At 46.5% G+C, this 17,268-nt stretch carries 21 protein-coding genes; 4 read left to right on the top strand and 17 right to left on the bottom strand.

From position 1 onward, the window contains the following. Positions 1 to 49 precede the first annotated feature (49 nt). The 5 genes from NYG90_RS08125 to galE all read right to left on the bottom strand — a co-directional run bounded on the left by NYG90_RS08125 (position 50) and on the right by galE (position 2,655). The gene (locus tag NYG90_RS08125) at positions 50 to 547 is read right to left on the bottom strand and encodes a YbgC/FadM family acyl-CoA thioesterase (protein WP_285257520.1); all 498 of its coding nucleotides are present in this window, start codon (positions 545 to 547) and stop codon (positions 50 to 52) included. A 10-nt stretch (positions 548 to 557) separates the two neighbouring features. Further along, entirely contained in the window at positions 558 to 731 is a 174-nt protein-coding gene (locus NYG90_RS08120; protein ID WP_285264926.1) for a hypothetical protein, read from the bottom strand. Next, on the bottom strand, positions 731 to 1,294 hold the full coding sequence (locus tag NYG90_RS08115; RefSeq protein WP_115011421.1) for a hypothetical protein: 564 nt from the start codon (positions 1,292 to 1,294) through the stop codon (positions 731 to 733). The genes NYG90_RS08120 and NYG90_RS08115 overlap by 1 nt, the downstream gene beginning before the upstream one ends. Positions 1,295 to 1,388: 94 nt before the next feature. Further along, complete coding sequence (locus NYG90_RS08110; RefSeq protein ID WP_115011420.1) at positions 1,389 to 1,604, bottom strand: hypothetical protein; 216 nt, start codon at positions 1,602 to 1,604, stop codon at positions 1,389 to 1,391. A gap of 16 nt (positions 1,605 to 1,620) precedes the next feature. Then, positions 1,621 to 2,655 (bottom strand): UDP-glucose 4-epimerase GalE, encoded by a 1,035-nt coding sequence (gene galE / locus NYG90_RS08105; protein ID WP_285257519.1) that lies wholly within the window; start codon positions 2,653 to 2,655, stop codon positions 1,621 to 1,623. An 83-nt stretch (positions 2,656 to 2,738) separates the two neighbouring features. Between galE and NYG90_RS08100 the strand changes: the two genes are divergently transcribed. Next, positions 2,739 to 3,212, top strand: a complete 474-nt coding sequence (locus NYG90_RS08100) for an acyl-CoA thioesterase (RefSeq protein ID WP_285257518.1) — start codon at positions 2,739 to 2,741, stop codon at positions 3,210 to 3,212. 26 nt (positions 3,213 to 3,238) lie between these two features. Further along, a complete protein-coding gene (locus NYG90_RS08095) occupies positions 3,239 to 3,376 on the top strand; it encodes a hypothetical protein (protein ID WP_285257517.1) in 138 nt (45 codons plus the stop codon). 6 nt (positions 3,377 to 3,382) lie between these two features. On the opposite strand, the gene nusB is transcribed toward NYG90_RS08095, so the two are convergent. Genes nusB through NYG90_RS08070 form a run of 5 tightly spaced genes read right to left on the bottom strand, consistent with a single transcriptional unit; the run spans position 3,383 to position 6,428 of the window. After that, positions 3,383 to 3,790 (bottom strand): transcription antitermination factor NusB, encoded by a 408-nt coding sequence (gene nusB / locus NYG90_RS08090; RefSeq protein WP_115011418.1) that lies wholly within the window; start codon positions 3,788 to 3,790, stop codon positions 3,383 to 3,385. Next, a complete protein-coding gene (gene ribH / locus NYG90_RS08085; protein ID WP_285257516.1) occupies positions 3,790 to 4,254 on the bottom strand; it encodes a 6,7-dimethyl-8-ribityllumazine synthase in 465 nt (154 codons plus the stop codon). Before ribH ends, nusB begins: the two co-directional genes overlap by 1 nt. Before the next feature lie 30 nt (positions 4,255 to 4,284). Beyond that, the gene (gene kdsA / locus NYG90_RS08080) at positions 4,285 to 5,127 is read right to left on the bottom strand and encodes a 3-deoxy-8-phosphooctulonate synthase (RefSeq protein ID WP_285257515.1); all 843 of its coding nucleotides are present in this window, start codon (positions 5,125 to 5,127) and stop codon (positions 4,285 to 4,287) included. Between the two features lie 45 nt (positions 5,128 to 5,172). After that, entirely contained in the window at positions 5,173 to 5,781 is a 609-nt protein-coding gene (locus NYG90_RS08075; RefSeq protein ID WP_285257514.1) for a hypothetical protein, read from the bottom strand. Further along, positions 5,781 to 6,428 (bottom strand): carbonic anhydrase, encoded by a 648-nt coding sequence (locus NYG90_RS08070; RefSeq protein WP_115011414.1) that lies wholly within the window; start codon positions 6,426 to 6,428, stop codon positions 5,781 to 5,783. Before NYG90_RS08070 ends, NYG90_RS08075 begins: the two co-directional genes overlap by 1 nt. Positions 6,429 to 6,559: 131 nt before the next feature. Here NYG90_RS08070 and NYG90_RS08065 point away from each other — a divergent pair, with 131 nt between their 5' ends. Beyond that, entirely contained in the window at positions 6,560 to 6,733 is a 174-nt protein-coding gene (locus NYG90_RS08065) for a hypothetical protein (RefSeq protein WP_285257513.1), read from the top strand. A gap of 70 nt (positions 6,734 to 6,803) precedes the next feature. On the opposite strand, the gene NYG90_RS08060 is transcribed toward NYG90_RS08065, so the two are convergent. The 5 genes from NYG90_RS08060 to ispF are packed head-to-tail and all read right to left on the bottom strand — an operon-like array spanning position 6,804 to position 13,941. Beyond that, the gene (locus tag NYG90_RS08060; RefSeq protein ID WP_285257512.1) at positions 6,804 to 7,442 is read right to left on the bottom strand and encodes a hypothetical protein; all 639 of its coding nucleotides are present in this window, start codon (positions 7,440 to 7,442) and stop codon (positions 6,804 to 6,806) included. After that, positions 7,435 to 9,450, bottom strand: coding sequence for an exo-alpha-sialidase (locus NYG90_RS08055; RefSeq protein WP_285264925.1), 2,016 nt, complete (start codon positions 9,448 to 9,450; stop codon positions 7,435 to 7,437). Before NYG90_RS08055 ends, NYG90_RS08060 begins: the two co-directional genes overlap by 8 nt. Positions 9,451 to 9,464: 14 nt before the next feature. Next, the gene (locus NYG90_RS08050) at positions 9,465 to 11,186 is read right to left on the bottom strand and encodes a hypothetical protein (RefSeq protein WP_285264924.1); all 1,722 of its coding nucleotides are present in this window, start codon (positions 11,184 to 11,186) and stop codon (positions 9,465 to 9,467) included. Positions 11,187 to 11,195: 9 nt separating this feature from the next. Next, complete coding sequence (locus NYG90_RS08045) at positions 11,196 to 12,080, bottom strand: response regulator (protein ID WP_285257508.1); 885 nt, start codon at positions 12,078 to 12,080, stop codon at positions 11,196 to 11,198. A 4-nt stretch (positions 12,081 to 12,084) separates the two neighbouring features. Next, a complete protein-coding gene (ispF, locus tag NYG90_RS08040) occupies positions 12,085 to 13,941 on the bottom strand; it encodes a 2-C-methyl-D-erythritol 2,4-cyclodiphosphate synthase (RefSeq protein ID WP_285257507.1) in 1,857 nt (618 codons plus the stop codon). 154 nt (positions 13,942 to 14,095) lie between these two features. On the opposite strand from ispF, the gene pseB reads away from it, so the two are divergent. Then, complete coding sequence (pseB, locus tag NYG90_RS08035) at positions 14,096 to 15,091, top strand: UDP-N-acetylglucosamine 4,6-dehydratase (inverting) (RefSeq protein WP_285257506.1); 996 nt, start codon at positions 14,096 to 14,098, stop codon at positions 15,089 to 15,091. 125 nt (positions 15,092 to 15,216) lie between these two features. On the opposite strand, the gene pstC is transcribed toward pseB, so the two are convergent. Together pstC and NYG90_RS08025 are read right to left on the bottom strand one after the other, a co-directional pair. Beyond that, the gene (gene pstC, locus NYG90_RS08030) at positions 15,217 to 16,338 is read right to left on the bottom strand and encodes a phosphate ABC transporter permease subunit PstC (protein WP_258552202.1); all 1,122 of its coding nucleotides are present in this window, start codon (positions 16,336 to 16,338) and stop codon (positions 15,217 to 15,219) included. Between the two features lie 224 nt (positions 16,339 to 16,562). Beyond that, entirely contained in the window at positions 16,563 to 17,243 is a 681-nt protein-coding gene (locus tag NYG90_RS08025; protein ID WP_285257505.1) for a hypothetical protein, read from the bottom strand. Positions 17,244 to 17,268: the final 25 nt, after the last annotated feature.

Below are 17,268 nucleotides of genomic sequence, written 5' to 3'. Positions count from 1 at the left end.
TTTCCTAGCTTTTATAATGCTAAAATTTATAATGTAGTAAAAATTATACTTAAGAATCTCTAGGAAGTAGGGTAAGTAAATCAATGAATTTCTGCGGAATCTGGGCTGGATTTTGTGTCGCGACATCGACATAGCCCATACGCACAAGCGCATCAAAAACACATCGCTCCTGCATTAAGGTCTGCCCTAAACTCTCGCCAAAGTCTTTGGGCTGTGGGCTAGCTAGATTCTGGAGATTTGGCAGGTCATTAAGCCCTTGTGGGCGATTAGTCTGCGTGGGTAGCACATAAATCCGCTGACGCAAGAGAATTTGCACACGCCCTAGCTTACGCATTTGTGTTTGCACCCACAAAACATCTCCAAGCCTAGCAAAGCCTAAAAACTTCGCCTCTAGCGCACTTACGACAAAGCCACAAGTCCCACTTGAGGGCAGCTCTCCAACACGGAAAAACACCTCGCTTCTCGCACGCTCACAATACTTAATGTAATTTGTATGATAGACAATCCCCCCGCAATCCGTATCTTCGTAGTAGATGCGTATTTGCATAAGTTAGAATCTACTTGAAGCTACCATCTGCGCTGATACAGCGTGTATTGCAGCCGTTTTTATCACAGATACTTTTGCACTCACTCGCACTAAAGCTCCCTTGTGCGCGAGGCTTTTTCGCACACGCACTAAGCCCAAGCACCACACTTGCCACAAGGGCTAATGCCACAATCTGTCTCATCATCAATCCTTTGACCGCTCAAGCTCTATGTCTTTTTTAAAGACCTTTTTTGCCTCATTGATAGCAGCTTGCACGGCTTGCTCTACAAGCATTTTCTTGTCTTTATTGTCAATCTGCACACTCTCACCAATGTCAAGCACCTTTTTGCCACTAGCTTCTAGCTGCGCTGCGCCTTTAAATGTGTATTCTTGCTCTGGATTAGTGAGCCCAAGTATTACACGCACGATAGCTGTTTTTGTCTCTTTAGCAGTGAGCTTTGTCGTGCTAGTGGCTTCATCAAGCTTTGTTTCATACTGCACGCTAAGTGCATATCGCTTATCAAGCTTGCTACAAATCTCATCGACCTTTGGAAATAGCGCGAGCGCGATGTGATCTGCTGAGATATTTAGCTCATTGACTTCTGGCTTTTCAATGGTAGCACCATTAAGCCTATCACATTGCAAAGTAGCCTTAGCAGATTCTATACTTGCTTCTTTATCAGCAAAGCACCCACTTAGCAACACACCTAGCACGCAACTAGCAGCAAGAGCCACTAAAGAATCTTTCATCACATATCCAAACCGCATATAAACTCCTTGTAAGATGGTAGAATCCAAGCATTATACACTATAAAGCAAACATTCAGGCTACTCGCAAACCACTTGCGCTAAATTCTACTGCTTACTTATTATCATAAACTTTTTTGCACGCTTCATCATCGCCCATTAAGCAAGCCTTTTGCAAGGCTTTAAACGCCTCTTTTCTCTCTAGTCGCTCCTGCTTAATGCCATTAAAATACTGCGTATAGACAAAATAAAAACCCACGCACGCAATCACCATAAACACAACATCACTCAAGCGGAATCTAAATCTCTTGCAAAATCCACAAAGTGCCATTTGCCGCTCCTGGATTCTAGGCTTTTAGTGCTTTTTCAAACTCATACGCACTACGCACAATCACAGCTAGATCATCATATCTAGGCTGCCAATGTGTCTGCTGCTTTAATAACGCATTGCTAGCAATAAGCTCAGCTGGATCACCTGCACGCCTAGGGGCGATCTGCGTGGCGAAATCCACGCCGCTTACACGCTTCACGCACTCAATCACTTCTTTGACACTATATCCGCGATTATAGCCGACATTAAACACCGCGCTATCCCCACCTGCTTGCAAGAATCTAAGCGCGCTTAAGTGTGCGGCTGCCAAATCATCGATATGGATATAATCACGGATACAAGTGCCATCAGGCGTAGGATAATCATCGCCAAAGATACTCATACCAGCCCTTTTGCCCGTAGCGCACTCTAGGGCTACTTTGATTAAGTGTGTGGCATTTTTGCTCCGCTGCCCTAGGGCTTGATCTTGGGCGAGCAGGCTTGTGGTATTGCCCATACTAGCCCCTGCGACATTGAAGTAGCGCAAAGCCACATAGCGCATAGAAGAGATTTTGGCAAGATCTTGCAGTATAAGCTCTACCATCATCTTTGAGCTACCATAGGGATTGATAGGAGCTAGCGGTGCGCTCTCACACACAGGGATAAGCCTAGAATCCGGCTCGCCATACACTGCTGCTGTGGAAGAAAATATAAAATACTCCACCCCAAAGCGCACGCATATCTCAAACAGCGCGATAGCATTTGCGACATTATTGTGATAATACGCAAGCGGCTTTTGGACGGATTCTCCTACGATGAGGCTCGCGCCAAAGTGCAGCACACCTGTGATCTCACTACGCTTAAAGAGTGCCTCAAGCAAAGTGCGATTGCCAAAATCCATCTCCACAAACTCCACTCTATCAGGATAGCGCGCTTGCAAGATAGCGATGTTTTGCCTAAATCCTGTGCGCAAATCATCAATGATAATAAGCCTAGAATCTGTCTGGTCCAAAAATGCCATAGCCGTATGTGAGCCGATATAGCCTGCTGCGCCTGTGCATAAAAGTGTCATCAATGTGCCTTTATAAAAAATCAAAGCTTGATTATAACAAAGTATGTTACAATCAGCACTCACCAAATCACAAAGGCTATTATATGGATAATCAATCGCTATCGGATCTTACCGACAATCGCTCTCTTACAATGAATATCTTAGTGACCCCTTCAATGGCAAATTTTAGCGGACTTATGCACGGCGGCGAGCTGCTTAAGATTCTAGATCAAGTGGCTTATGCGTGCGCGACTAGGTATTGCGGAGTGGGTGTAGTAACGCTTAGTGTAGATTCTGTTACATTCCGCCAGCCAATCCCCATCGGCACGCTACTGACATTTCTAGCTAGTGTAAATCACACCGGCAAAACAAGCTGCGAGGTGGGGATCAAGGTCATTAGTGAGAATATCAAAGAGCGATTTGTAATGCATTGCGTGAGCTGCTATTTCACAATGGTAGCTTTCAAAGACGGCAAATCCGTGCCAATCCCACAGCTAGAGCCAAGAAACAAAGTAGAAAAAAGACGCTATGAAGCAGCGATTAAGCGCAGAGAGCTACGCAATACAAGCAGATCATAATTACTAGAATCCACTTTTGCGCAAAAGTGGATTCTAGTGTGCAGGCATTGCCACACAGATTAAGCTACACAGATCGACAATCCACCTGCAATGAAGCAAACACACAAAAACGCGTGGAGACAAAAGTAGGCAAAGTGGATTCTAGGCACAATCTAGCTAGATAGATCTAGCTAGATCTGTCTGCCTTGCTTAGAGATAGCATCAAGCACAGCATTGACGAGCTTTGGGGCATTATCCTCTCCATAGATTTTGGCTAGCTCGATAGCTTCATTGATGATGATTGGCGCATCTGTCTGGGTATATAGCATCTCATACGCCCCAAGCCGCAAGATATTTTTCTCCATCTGTCCTAGCCTGTCAAAATCCCATTCTTTCAAATGCTTTGCCACCTCGCCACTTAGTGCCTCAAATCGCTCTAGCACTCCACCCAAAAGCCCTAGCGCGAAGTCTTGCTGCTTGTTTTTGATCTTGCGATCTTGCAAGATATGTGGCGCGCTTTGCATAATGGCAGTATTACCGCACTCATACGCATACAACAGCCCCACGACAGCTTCACGCGCTTGTGTCCTAGTCGCCATTACAATACCCTGCACAAATCCATAAGCTCAATGAGTGAATTCATCGCTTCAAAGCCCTTGTTCCCCACTTTTGCCCCTGCCCTATCAATCGCCTGCTCGATATTATCAGTCGTAAGCACGCCAAAGCTCACGGGGACTCCGTGCTGCAAGGTTGTATTAGCGATACCCTTGGTCGTCTCCGCACTCACATAGTCAAAATGCGGCGTCCCACCTCGTATCACCGCTCCTAGCGCGCATATCCCTTGGTAGCCGCCCTTTTTCAGCAAGCGATCAAGCACAAATGGCAGCTCCCACGCCCCCGGAGCTAGCACAATATCAAGCAAATCAGCATTGCCTCCGTGGCGCAAGAAGCTATCTTTGGCACCTTCTACCAAGCGATCTGTAATGATGTGATTAAACCTAGAGCAGATAATCGCCACCTTTTCATCACCTTGTAAAATAATCTTTCCTTCAAGCATTCTCATCATCAATCCTTTCTTATAAATTTGCGTATTTTAGCGCATATTAAGCGCATTTCTAATGGCAAAAATCTCATCAAAAAGCCTAGGCAGCTTATCTAGGGCGATCATATTTGCCCCATCGCTTAGCGCATTTGCTGGATCATAATGTGTTTCAATAAAAAATCCATCAACCCCCACAGCCGCTGCTGCTCGCGCAAGATAAGGCGCAAAGGAGCTATCCCCGCTACTTTTTCCATCGCCCATACCGGGCATTTGCACGCTATGGGTTACATCAAAAATCACAGGCGCAAACTCCCGCATAATCACAAGCGAGCGCATATCTACGACCAAATTTCCATAGCCAAAGCTAGAGCCTCTCTCTGTAAGACATAGCCCATATTTACTGGATTCTAGGTAGCTAGCCTCTGTGCCACCGCGTGTTTTAATGGCTTTAAGCGCGCTATATCGCATATCTTTTGGGCTCATAAACTGCCCTTTTTTGATATTGATCTGCGCCTTTGTCTTTGCCACAGCTACGATTAAATCTGTCTGTCTGCACAAAAATGCCGGGATCTGGATCACATCGACCACCTCTGCAAGCGCGGCTGCTTGGTGGGACTCGTGTATATCGGTGATAAGCTTATAGCCAAACTCTTTTTTGATAGACTCTAGCATTTTAAGCCCTTCATCAAGCCCCGGACCGCGATAGCTCTCAAGGCTCGTGCGATTTGCCTTATCAAAGCTAGCCTTGAAGTAAAGCTCACAATCATCGCGCTTCTGCAAAAACGCCAGCCCAGCAGCGATACGCTGCAGCTGCTCACGGCTCTCTATCACACAAGGACCGCAAAAAATGCTTAACTTATTTTTTGCTTGATCTTGTTTTTCTCTCTCTTTCATTTTGTATCCTTGATTTAACATAGCTGCAATTATAAGGTCTTTACACTAATGGCACTTCTCAAACTTAATCGCACAGCCCGCAAGCTCACTAGCCATAGAATCTAGCTCCTTAGATCCTATTGTGTCAAAAAACCTAGAAGCAAGCTCGCCATACTCTTTGGCAAAACTCGGCGCAAGCCGCATAATCTCCTCTGTCAAAGCCTGCATATCTTGCAAGCTAAATGCATCATTCCAAAAGCTCTCATACTCGGCAAAATGCTGGAATCTACAACTAAACATACTTGTATTTTTGCTAGCAAGCGCATCGCTAAGTTTTCTGCCAGATGGCGTTTGCAGCGCGGCTAAAAGCTCGGCTTTGTAGGGGAGGGTATCTAGCGTGTGCAGCAAGAAGCCTTTGCCATCTTTTTGGACAAATTTTCTCGCCCTTGCCATTGTGCTTTTAAAGGCTTTTTTACTTGCTTGGCTTAAGCAAGTTGATACCTGTGCTTTATGCTGCATATCTTGTAGCTCCATAGCCGTAGTATCAAGCCATACCTGCATATTCATCGTATTAAAAAGCTCTCTAGCTTCACTAGATTTTGCCCCAAGAGGGCAAAAGCCTAACAGCACCAAAGCCACAAAACGCACAAAAAATGGCACATAAGGCTTTGGCACTACTTTTTCTCCTTTTGGACAATGGGCTTAAACTCGCGTTTAATCATATTGTAGTTGAGAATCTCGCCTGTCTCGATGATGTAATACCACCCATACACGCGCAGCTCCCCCCTATCAAACCGCTCCTCCACAAAGGGATAGCTCATAAGATTTTCTAGCTGCTGCTCGATATTGATAAGCTCTGTAAGCCAAGTGCGCTTAGATTTAGAGCTAGGCTTTAGGGCTTGCACTTTGTCTTTCACAGGGTCAAGGAGTCTTAGCCACTTTTTCACATACGGCGTCTCATCAAGCTTTTTGGGCGGCTCATAGACAAACTCGCACGCCCCGCAGTTACTATGCCCACAGATAATGATATTTTGTATCTCTAAAATAGTCAGCGCGTATTCAATCGCCGCTGTCGTAGCCAAAAAGCCCTCGCGCAAAGCTTGTGATTCTTTATAAGGCGGAACGATATTGCCCACATTGCGCACGACAAACAAATCCCCGGGCTTTGTATTGGTGATGAGATTAGGCACGACACGAGAATCCACACAAGTGATAAAAAGCGTGTGCGGATCTTGGTGCTGCTTTAGCGACTCATATAAATCTTTATGCGCGGCGAAATCTTCTTCTTGGAACTTAATCGCCCCTTCAAATAGCTCTTTCATATATACCCTTGATGTATCGTAAATATCGCTATTTTAGCATATAGCGGTTAAACATTGCCATAGCCCTAGAATCCACTTTTGACAAACCAGCCGAAAATAAAAAAGCGGATTCTAGCAAGCAAGCCTTTTTATTGTCATTGCGAGAAAATCCGCAAGGATTTTCGTGGCAATCCACACAAACAAAGACACAATTCCTAGAATCCAATTGTGAAAAAACAGCAGAAAAAGCACAAGAAATACAAACATTACAAAAAGTGGATTCTAGGAGTGCTATTTCTGCTAGCGCAGAGTCTATGGATTACTAAAGAAGCTGCGGCTGCGCCTTGCACCGCTTCGCTTGTTTTCAAGCCGCGCAAGGAGATAAGACTTGATTGTCTATCGATGAAGCGCGGCGAAGAAATCCGCGATTCTAGCCCACAAGCCGAATCCCTTGAAAAGCCTACTTCCCCACCTCCACAAAAGCCCAAGCACACACCAAAGCCACAGCCCCACATCAAGCACGCCATCATATAGCCCCTGAGCGGTGCAAATCTGGTGCCAAAGCCCCGCGCAAGCAAGCAGAGCAAAAATGCGTGAAAATACCGCTGATATAGCGATGAACGCCGATATAATCACCACTTGCACCCTAGAATCTATGTGGTAAATATCCACTAAGCCTATGCCCAATGCCCCAAGGTATAGCCACAGCCCAAGCACCGCCCATACTAGCATCACTCCATAAGGCAAGATAGCTAGCCCTGCCACCCTAGCCACAATAGCCCCCATAGAGATTCTATGCTCTAGCGATACGCTAGAATCCACTAGCGCGATCTTTGCGCAATACAGCACGCTAAGGGCTACACTAAGCACGCTTGGCTCCCCAAAGCACGAGAGATAATACCCACACGCACTATATCCTAGGATCTCCACACCATAGAGCAGTAAAGCCACGCACACACTTAGCACAAATCCATAGCGCAATGTATGCAACGCCCAAAGTAGCACTGCTAAAAAGCATAGAGCAACGCTAATCATCACACGCCCTTGTCCAGCCTGCACTACTAGCAGGGTAGCTAGGATCCAGCACAGCGCGAGCCTTTTGCACAAGGGTAGCTCTAGGGAGCAAGGCAGTGCGGATAAAGGCGCGTTTGTAAGTATAAGCGATATGCACGAGCTCTTCATTATGCGCCACGCTAGGGTAGGAGACTTCGGCATTTTCCACGCGATCAAGCAAGCACACAGGCGCAAACTCCACTTGAGAGCCATCTAGGCTCTCTGGCACAAGCACGAAAATATGCAGCTGCTCCCTTGAGTGCGGAAGTGCGCCTTGCAGCATAGAATCTAGGCTAGGAGATTTTGGCGATAGCGCGTAGGGGGGGGGGCTATTATGGAGCAAAAACACAAGCCCATCTACGCTAAAAAGCACAGAAGAGCTGTTGTAGTTGATAAGATTGCTAGGCTTTGGGGGCTGGCATGATAAATCACCTTGTAATTGACACAAACTCACTTGCATAGCACTTGGTGTGTAGTTGCGATACACGCCTATGGCTTTTGTCGGGCTTAAGGGGGTGAAGCTTGGCTGCAGCTTGGATAGGGACTTTGCGCCGATATGCGGAAGTGGTAAAAAAGTGGATTCTAGCCTAAGCGCAGAGTCAAAGCGCACAAGCAGGGGGTATTTGCGCGCTAGCTCGTGATAAATAGGCAAGATAAATCCGCCATCTTCTAGCAGCAAGGCGGGACTACGCACAAGGAATGAGAGATTGGCAAAGGGGCTTAGGGCAAGCTCCTGCCTAAAGCGCAAATGCTCCAAAGACTCATCAAACTCCAGCCAATACACCCTGCTAGTCGCCCAGCCCCCAAGACTCACCCCCACGACAAACAAATGCACCCTCCCTAGAGTATCCACAAAGCTCACAGGATTGCCAAGCTTGGCGATAAATTTGCCACTAAGGCGGGAGAGGAGAGATGGGGTTAGGATTTCTCTAGGGGTGCTCCAATGGTGGGGTAGCTTGGGCGTTGGCTTTTTTTGTGTTTTTGGCGTTGGCTTTTTGCGATAAATTGTGGATTCTTCGCTAGGGTCTCGGTCATTACCCACTAGGTAACTCCCTTCGCCCCTAGCTTGAAAACCCCGATTTACTAAAGAAACTGCGGCTACGCCTTGTTTTCCCATCTCAAATCCTTCTGCCTGCGACTTGTTTAAATTTTTTGCGTTTTTATCAAACACACTTTCTACTTCTTCGTTTTGCAGCGTGTGTAAAATTTGAGCATTTTTATTAAAATCCTCGTTTTGAAAAAAAGCTTTTTTATCGTCATTGCGAGACGCTGCGCTAGCAGCGGCGTGGCAATCCATTGCTTCATCACTAGAATCCTCGTTTTCTAAAGAAACTTCGCTTCGCTTGTTTTCTAAAGAAACCTGCTCGCGGCAAGATTTTGGAGCTAAAAATGGGGTTTTGCAAGGCGAGTCAAGGGATTTACCTTGAGTGGTAATGAGCGCAGACTCGCCGCAGTGATCGCCATTTTTAGCCCAAAAGCTAACGCGCGAATCTTTTACAAAAAAGCTTTGGTAGATCCCCACATCTCTCGCCCCCTCCCTACTCCCAGCAAAAAACAAAGCCATAAAGCCATAGCTATCGCGCAAATGCGGGGCGACACGCGCTGTATCAAGGGCGATGATCGTGCTTGCGTGCGCGCTTGGCGTGGGGTTTGGTATAGCAAAGTAGCTAGAATCCACTTTTTCTAAAGAAACATCGCCTATCGCCGAGCGGTATTGCTTGTTTTCTAAAGAAGCTGCGCGTTGCTTGCTTTCTAAAGAAACTGCGTTTTCACATATCGCGTTTTTTCTGTCATTGCGAGCGGATTGAAAATCCGCGTGGCAATCCATATTTTTTGCAGCAAAAATGGGAGTATTACTAGAATCCACTTTAGAATCTATGGCAAAGACACTAGGGCTAGGAAGCTTGTGCCTAAAGCTCACATACCCCAAAGCCCCCAGCAGCAAGCCCACAATCACGCCCAGGCACAGCCACTCCGCCCGCTTGCTCATCTATGCCATCACCCCTACTTGCTGCGCAGCTCATAGAGTCGCATAAGCTCTAGGTAGAAGTCCTCTTCACTCTTTGGCAGCAGCACGCCTTCATCAAATGGCATAAGATCATAGTAGAGCTTTTGGAGGTTGCTAAAGCGATTGGGGAAGAGATGGGCTAAAAGCTTTGCCGCGATACTTGGGCGCACAAGCACGCTAGGAGGCAGCAGCCCCACCTTAAAAAACTCTAAAATCGACTCTGTGTTGTAGCTGATGTGATGGTGCTTGCCGTGCGGGCAAGTCGTGCGATTGATAAGCATTTGACAAGTGTTGCAATACACATACCCGCCCTTGATACTCGTGCTAATCCCGCTCACCATATCCAGCACAGAATACAAAGTATTGCGCTCATAAAACACCGAGAGATTAGGGGTATTATCAGAGACGATGAAATGCGTGCAGCCGTAGTTCCTAGCCACCATTGCGTGTAAAAGCACATTATTTGTCCCCATAAAGAGATAGGTATCATCAAGAGGGATAATGCACATTCTATCGCTCACGAGAAAATGCCTCATCGCAAATTCTACGCATTGCTTTTGCATATCGTAGTGGATAAGCGTATCGCGATAGGGCTTTAGCAAAAATAGCACGACCAAATCACTCGTTGAAAGCGCATCGCGGATAAAGGCTTCGTGCGCATTGTGGAAGACCTGTCCATCAAGCACAAGCCCTGTGATATGCTTGGCATTATGCGTGGCGATCTGCTCCTGCAAACTTGCTTTAGCTTCTTTAATATCCGGGAAATCCACTTGATACTCCCCACACACCGCATAATCCCCAAGCCGCGAGTAGATCCTATCAAACTCCGCCCCACCTTGTAGCCCTGTGAGCTGGATCGTGCGTGCGTGCCGATCGATAGGGAACACTTCTTCAACCCTCAAATACCCCACACTCCTTTGCTCAAAGACAATATCAAGCACTTCATTTGGCTTGGTGGATTCTAGGACTTTGCGATTTCTCTTGCCTGCTGGGTTTAGCACAAAGGGCGTGAGATAGGAATCTTTGCTTAAATCTAGCGTTTTGCTATTGGCAAGGCTTGCTATGGGAGAGAGCAAGCCTTCTTGGACTAGGGCTAGGGAGCTTATGGCTTCTTTGTCAATATAGAGAGCTTTTCTAGGCTTGGGCGTTGGCTTTTGCGCGCTTTTTGGGGATTGTTCGCTCAAGGCTCGGTCATTACCGCTAAGGTAACTCTCTTCGCCTTTCGCTCCAAAACCCCAAAAATCATCGCAAAATCCTGCCGCCTGCGGCGTTTTTAGAGTTTGGGAGTTTTGGGCAAAAATCCTAGAATCCTGTGCTAGCTTGGCTTTGGGCGTTTTTTGTGTGTTGGGCGTTGGCTTTTCTAAAGAAACTTGCGACTTGCTTAAAATGTTTGCGTTATTGCTAGAATCCACTTTTTTACTTTGCGGCTGCTTTTGATTTTCGGTGGATTTTTCAAAACCGCCCTGATTGTCTTTCTCAAGGATTCTAGGAATTCTAAAGAAACCTGCTTTCGTGCTCCCACCTTGCACCGCTGTCGCTTGTTTTCTAAAGAAACTGCGCTGTGCTTGTTTTGGGACAGAGCTAGAGTCTGCGGTTGTCCCCAAATTTGCTAAATCTGCGGAATGCCTACCCAAAACAAGCGAAGCGGTCGGCGATAGCCGATGTTTCTTTAGTAAGACCAAATCCCCCATACACCCCATCAACACACTTTTTCTCATCTCTCCTCCCTACTTCTTGCGCAAAAGCCCATATTTCTTGCGCTTCTCCCACAGACTCTTCCTGCTCATACCAAGCTTTTTAGCTAGCTCAATATCAGGGTAGCGACTCTCAAACTTTGCGATAATGGTCTTTACATAATCGTGTATAGACATAATATCCCCGCCTAGCTCCTGGGTGTTTGGGATATGGGAGATGTCAATCACCTGCTGGAAGCTCACCTTATCTGTGGAGATAAATGAAATGATCAAAGGATACCTATGTGCCAGCTCTAAAAACTCCTTTCTCTCCTGCTTTTTTAGCTCTTCAAGGTTGGTGGCGTAGTAGATTTTCTGCTTTTGGGGGGTGTTTTTGAAGATATTTTTATAGTCTTTATCTTTTAGCGTAATAAACTCAAGCAAGATATTTTTCTCCCTAGCGTATTTCATCGCATAAATATCCGCGCTGCGCTGGGAAGTGCTTTTGATGATGAAAGGCGGATTATATTGCAAGAGACTTGGGGTGTTTAGCTCTTTTTGTATGAAGTCAAAATACGCATTATAAAAATCCAGCACTTGCTTATTTTTGGCAAATTCATTGTAGTGCCGGATCTTGCGCACAAGCTCATCGATCATAAAGGGCTTTAGCACATAGTCCCTAGCCCCCGCTAGCAGCGGCTTACTCACGGTATCATCGCTGATATAAGAGATCATCATAATGATGATAGAATCACTATGCTGTCTAATGAAAAATTCGCAATTTTGATTATAGATATTTGATGAGATTAAAATCGCGTGATAATCCACGCGCTCTTTGGGGATATTTTGGCTAATGGTGCATTCATAGCCTACATCACTAAGCTTGCCTGCGATACTTTGAGCCAGATAGACTTCATTTTCTAAAATGAGCAATTTCATAACACTATCCTTTATACAATTGATAACTCTGTGCCACTTCTGCAAAAGACACAATCCGCAAGCTCACGCTACTCATCGCACACACCCCCTCTGCCCTACCCACAAAGCCTAGCTGCTCTGTCGTGGTGGCTTTGACATTGATCGCGCTCAAAGGCACACCCAAAATCTCAGCGATCCTAGCGCGTATAGGCTGCTTATATGCGCCAAGGCGGGGCTTTTGGGCGATAATGGTTAGATCAAGATTGCATAGCTCATAGCCCACACTTCTAGCAAAGCCCCACACAATCTCTAGCAATCTCGCAGAGTCCGCCCCCTCCCACGCGCTGCTAGAGTCCGGAAACCACTCGCCAATATCCCCAGCCCCCATAGCCCCCAAAATCGCATCAATCACACTATGCAATGCCACATCGCCATCGCTATGGGCTTTAAACCCAAACTCACTCTCTATCACCACGCCACCTAGCTTCATCACCTTGCCTGCCTCAAAGCTATGCACATCAAGCCCATTTCCCACGCGCAAAGTCGGCATAGGCGCAAAGGGCGCGGCGTGCTGCCAGCTTTGCGCCTGCCCTAGAATCTGCTCTAATGCCGCCATATCGCTAGCTAGCGTTAGCTTCTCTAATGCCCTATCCCCTTGTATATAGCGCACGATCCCGCCATTTGCCTTGATGATAGAGCTTTCATCGGTGCCTTGATCCTGTGTGGATTCTAGTGCGGCGCGTAATGCGCTTACACGCGAGAGCTGGGGCGTTTGGACTCTAAAAAGCTTGCTTCTATCAATATAGCTTTCATCATATATGGCAGTGTCAGGGACTGCCAAAATCGGCGCAACACAATCGACTTGTGTGTTTTGGGCGTTGGCTTTTTGCGAAAAAGCGGGGAGTTTGTGGCTCGCTGCGTCGATAGACGCCCAAGTCTTATCTCCTTGCTCGCCACTGCACAACCCCGCTTTTTCATCAAAAATCCTGCCGCCTATGAGCTGGCTACAAAACACATTTTGAGCTTCTGTATTGTTGCCGCACAATCCTGCCGCCTGCGAGTTGTTTAAATTTTGAGCGTTATCCCTAGAATCCACTTTTAGAATTTCAGCTTTTTCATCAAAACGAGCGAAGCGATGTTTCTTTAGAAAAATCCTGCCGCCTGCGGCGTGGTTATCAAACACGCTTTCAGCCCCTGTGGTGTTGCCACAAAACGAGCGAAGCGAAGTTTCTTTAGAAAGTCCTTCCGCCTGTGGGTTGTTTAAATTTTGAGCGTTATCCCTAGAATCCACTTTTTCACTAGTGGCTATTTCTCTGTCATTGCGAGCCGCGGCGTGAGCTGCGGCGTGGCAATCCACATTTCCCCTAGAATCCACTTTTTCTAAAGAAGCTGCGCGTTGCTTGCTTTGCGTTTGAGCGTTATCGCTAGAATCCAAACTTGTTACAATAAGTGCCGAAATGATTTTTCGTGCTACGGCGACAATCCCAGCCCTTGCCACATCACTCACAAGCACCCACTCGCTCTCAATGCCTTGAAGTGCGTTGCGCAAAGACTCTTGACGAGTCTCCCCGCCAATGACAATCTCATAGGAACAAAGCTTTTGCATATAGGAGGCTTCTTGCTCGCTTGCAGTGATACGGATTTGCACAAATGGATACATCGCACTCAGTGTATCTGCGACAAAAAGCCACAATGGCTTCTCTCCTATGCGTAGCCACTGCTTTTTGATAGCGTGTGTTTTAGGCGAGCTTTGCGCAAAGCGGCTTGAGCTGCCAGCTGCCATAAGGATAAGCGCGATAGACGCCCCTTGTGGCACCAAACTCTCGCTAGGCGCGGTCGCTTGCGTAGGGTCTAGTTGAAGTTGTGTTGTGTTTCTATACACCGCAAACCTTTATCGTGAATGTTACAAAATTATACTTACTTTTGCTTAAACTTTTTTTGCTTATGTGATTGCCGATACACAAGCACACCACCATAAATAAGGTGGAATAAATCGTGCTTCAATATAGCATAAAGCCCTATATCAAGGAGTATCTATGCTAGAAGGCAAGAGCATTCTTATCACCGGTGGCACAGGGAGCTTTGGCAAGAGATTTGTCGCTAAGGTGCTAGAGCGGTATAAGCCAGCGCGTGTGATCGTGTATAGTCGCGATGAATTGAAGCAGTATGAAATGAGCCAGAGCTTTAATGACAAAAGAATGCGCTATTTCATCGGCGATGTGCGCGATGAAGCTAGGCTAGAATCCGCTATGGCTGGCGTTGATGTCTGTATCCACGCTGCTGCGCTAAAGCATGTCCCCATAGCAGAATACAACCCCATAGAATGTATCAAGACCAATATCCTAGGGGCTAGCAATGTGATCCAAGCTGCCCTAGCTAATGATGTCTCCCATATCATCGCCCTTTCCACCGACAAAGCTGCCAATCCTATCAATCTCTATGGCGCGACCAAGCTTTGCTCGGATAAGCTTTTCATCAGCGCAAATAATATCAAAGGCAGCAAGAGGGCGCGATTTAGCGTGGTGCGCTATGGCAATGTGCTAGGCTCTAGGGGAAGTGTGCTGCCATTTTTCAAAAAGCTTGTAGAGCAAGGCGCAAAAGAGCTGCCAATCACCGATAAGCGAATGACGCGCTTTTTTATCACGCTGGATTCTGGGGTGGAGTTTGTGCTAAAGAGTTTGGAGCGAATGCACGGGGGCGAAATCTTTGTGCCTAAAATCCCTAGTATGAAAATCACCGATCTAGCACGCTGCCTAGCCCCGCACCTGCCTATGAAGTTTATAGGTATCCGCCCGGGGGAAAAGCTGCACGAAGTGATGATCCCAGAAGATGACTCAAGGCACTGCTATGAGTTTGAAAGCTTTTATGTGATTGAGCCTAGCATTGTGTTTCAAACGCCTATTGATTATAGTGTGAGTGCTAATGGGCAAAGGGGCGTGCGTGTGCAAGAAGCCTTTGAATACTCAAGTGCTACTAATACGCAGTGGCTTGATGATAGGGAGATTTTAGAAGTATTACAACGAGGATTTTAGCGGAGCGATTCAGTCTTGGGTAGGCAATGCGACAACACGCAAGCAAGTTTCTTTAGTAAAGCCGAATCCCTTTTAGAATCCCCAAAATCTGCGGAATGCCTACTCAAGACCAAATCCCTCTCTGCCTACAATCTCTTTGCAACAGCGCGGAAGCAAAGATTAAGCAGCAAAATAAAGGCAAATAGCACCACCCCACAAGCGATAAGCACATCGCGGTGCAAGCCCTCTGCATAGCCTAGCTCCATAACGATATTTGTCGTTAGCGTGCGCACGCCATCGGTTATGGATTCTGGGATTAGGGGTTGATTGCCTGCGACAATGATAACCGCCATAGCCTCGCCAATCGCACGCCCCATACCTAGCACGATACTCGCTAGAATCCCACTTCTAGCCGCCTTTAGCACGACAAAAAACACCGCTCTCTCCTTGCTCGCCCCAAGGGCTATGGCACCTTCATAGTAGGATTTTGGCACGGCTTCTATGCTTGTTTTAGAGATTAAAATAATCGTGGGCAAAATCATAATCGCTAGCAAGAGACTTGCTGTCAGCAAGCCTTTCCCACCATTATCAGCGAAAAAATCCACAAACTCCACCAACACAACAAGCCCAAAAAATCCATACACAATCGATGGTATCCCAGCAAGTAGCTCCACGCAAGGAGTGAGAATCCTTAGCATACTTTGCTTACAAAAATACGCGAGATACACCGCACTTAGCACGCCAACAGCCGCCCCCATAATCACTGATAGCACACTTACAAGCAGGCTGCCGATAATCATCGGGAAAATCCCAAAGACTTCACTTGTAGGCATCCACCTATCACCTAGCAAGAAGTCCCACACCCCCACTTCCATAATCGTAGGCACCGCCTTACCAAAGAGAAAAAAGCAAATCGCAAGCACCGCCACCACACACAAAAGTGCGCAAAAGGCAAAAAGCACGCTCATCACAAACTCTAGGCACGCCACACGCGCTTCGTGCTTATAGGGCATCTCTAGCACAACGGCAATCCCACGCAACGCCTTTGCCCTAATTGTGCGCAAAAGCTGCTTGCACGATTGCACAAATGCTTGTGTAGGCGCAAGGTCTTGAGTAGCAGAAGTAGCTGGAGCTTGCGCGGTAGCCTCTATGGGATCAAGGGGATCAAGCAAGCTTGTGCGCATACGCTTAATAATGCGCTTGTAATTGCGCTGGGCTAGGTGGAATTGGACTTGGATTTTTCTGGCTGATGATTTGGCTTTTGGCATAAGGTGCCTTTGTGTGAGCTTTGTGCGATTATAGCCCCGCCGTGTAAAAACTCTAAGCCCTTTTGTAAAGATTCTGTAAAAGCGCAACCCAAACATCACCACACAAAGGCGCGTAATAATCCATAAAGTGGATTCTAGGTTTGGTGCTTAGGCTTTGGCTGCTTGCCTCTACGATCCATAATACAAGCGATAGCAAGCCCCGAGTGATAGGAAGCTAGATAAGCCTATTTCTTTGTGCCAAGCATTTTTGTGCGGCTAATTAGGCAGTTGAAATTATAATAAGACAGCGGTGCGCTATAGCTATAGCTCTCGCCCCTGCTAAAGTCGATCCTAGAGATTGTGTGCTGGATTAGATCTTGATAGATTCCCTCATAAATACACGCGCCATCTTGGATAGAGCCATCGACATATAAAATCCGCTTTTTCATATAGTTATCATACCAATCCATAATGAAGTGATATTCTGTAAAAAGATTGAGCGAGGTGGTATAGCCTGTGATGATAGGATAAGTCTGCTCCCTGCAATAATACATTCCATCATAGTTGAAGCACGCGGAGCGATCGATCATTTTTGAAGGGATATACTGCACGCTAGAGCTTGGATAGCTTCTCATCACTTTGACCAAACTCACATAGATGATATTGCGGGCAGATTTTTCTGGGATCTGTCCTTGTGTGTATAGGGAGTTAAATCCGCGCATTTCTAATGTCTGCTTGATAAAGGGTATATACGAAGCAGCGAGCAAATCGCCTTTGTGGGCGGTGATTATCACAGGGGCATTGATAGTAAATCCATAGCCTTGCTGGATTGAAGAAGTATATTTCATCTCTATAAGATTGCTCGCACAGCCCAGCAAAAACACCCCAAATACCACGCTACTTAGCATACTCACTACTCTTTGCACACAACACTCCCAAGCTTGCTAATTT

This window comes from Helicobacter zhangjianzhongii (genome assembly GCF_030249855.1).
In the GTDB taxonomy this organism is placed as follows: domain Bacteria; phylum Campylobacterota; class Campylobacteria; order Campylobacterales; family Helicobacteraceae; genus Helicobacter_B; species Helicobacter_B zhangjianzhongii.
The sequence above is the reverse complement of the archived record's forward strand: the minus strand, read 5'-3'. Positions and strand labels throughout refer to the sequence as shown.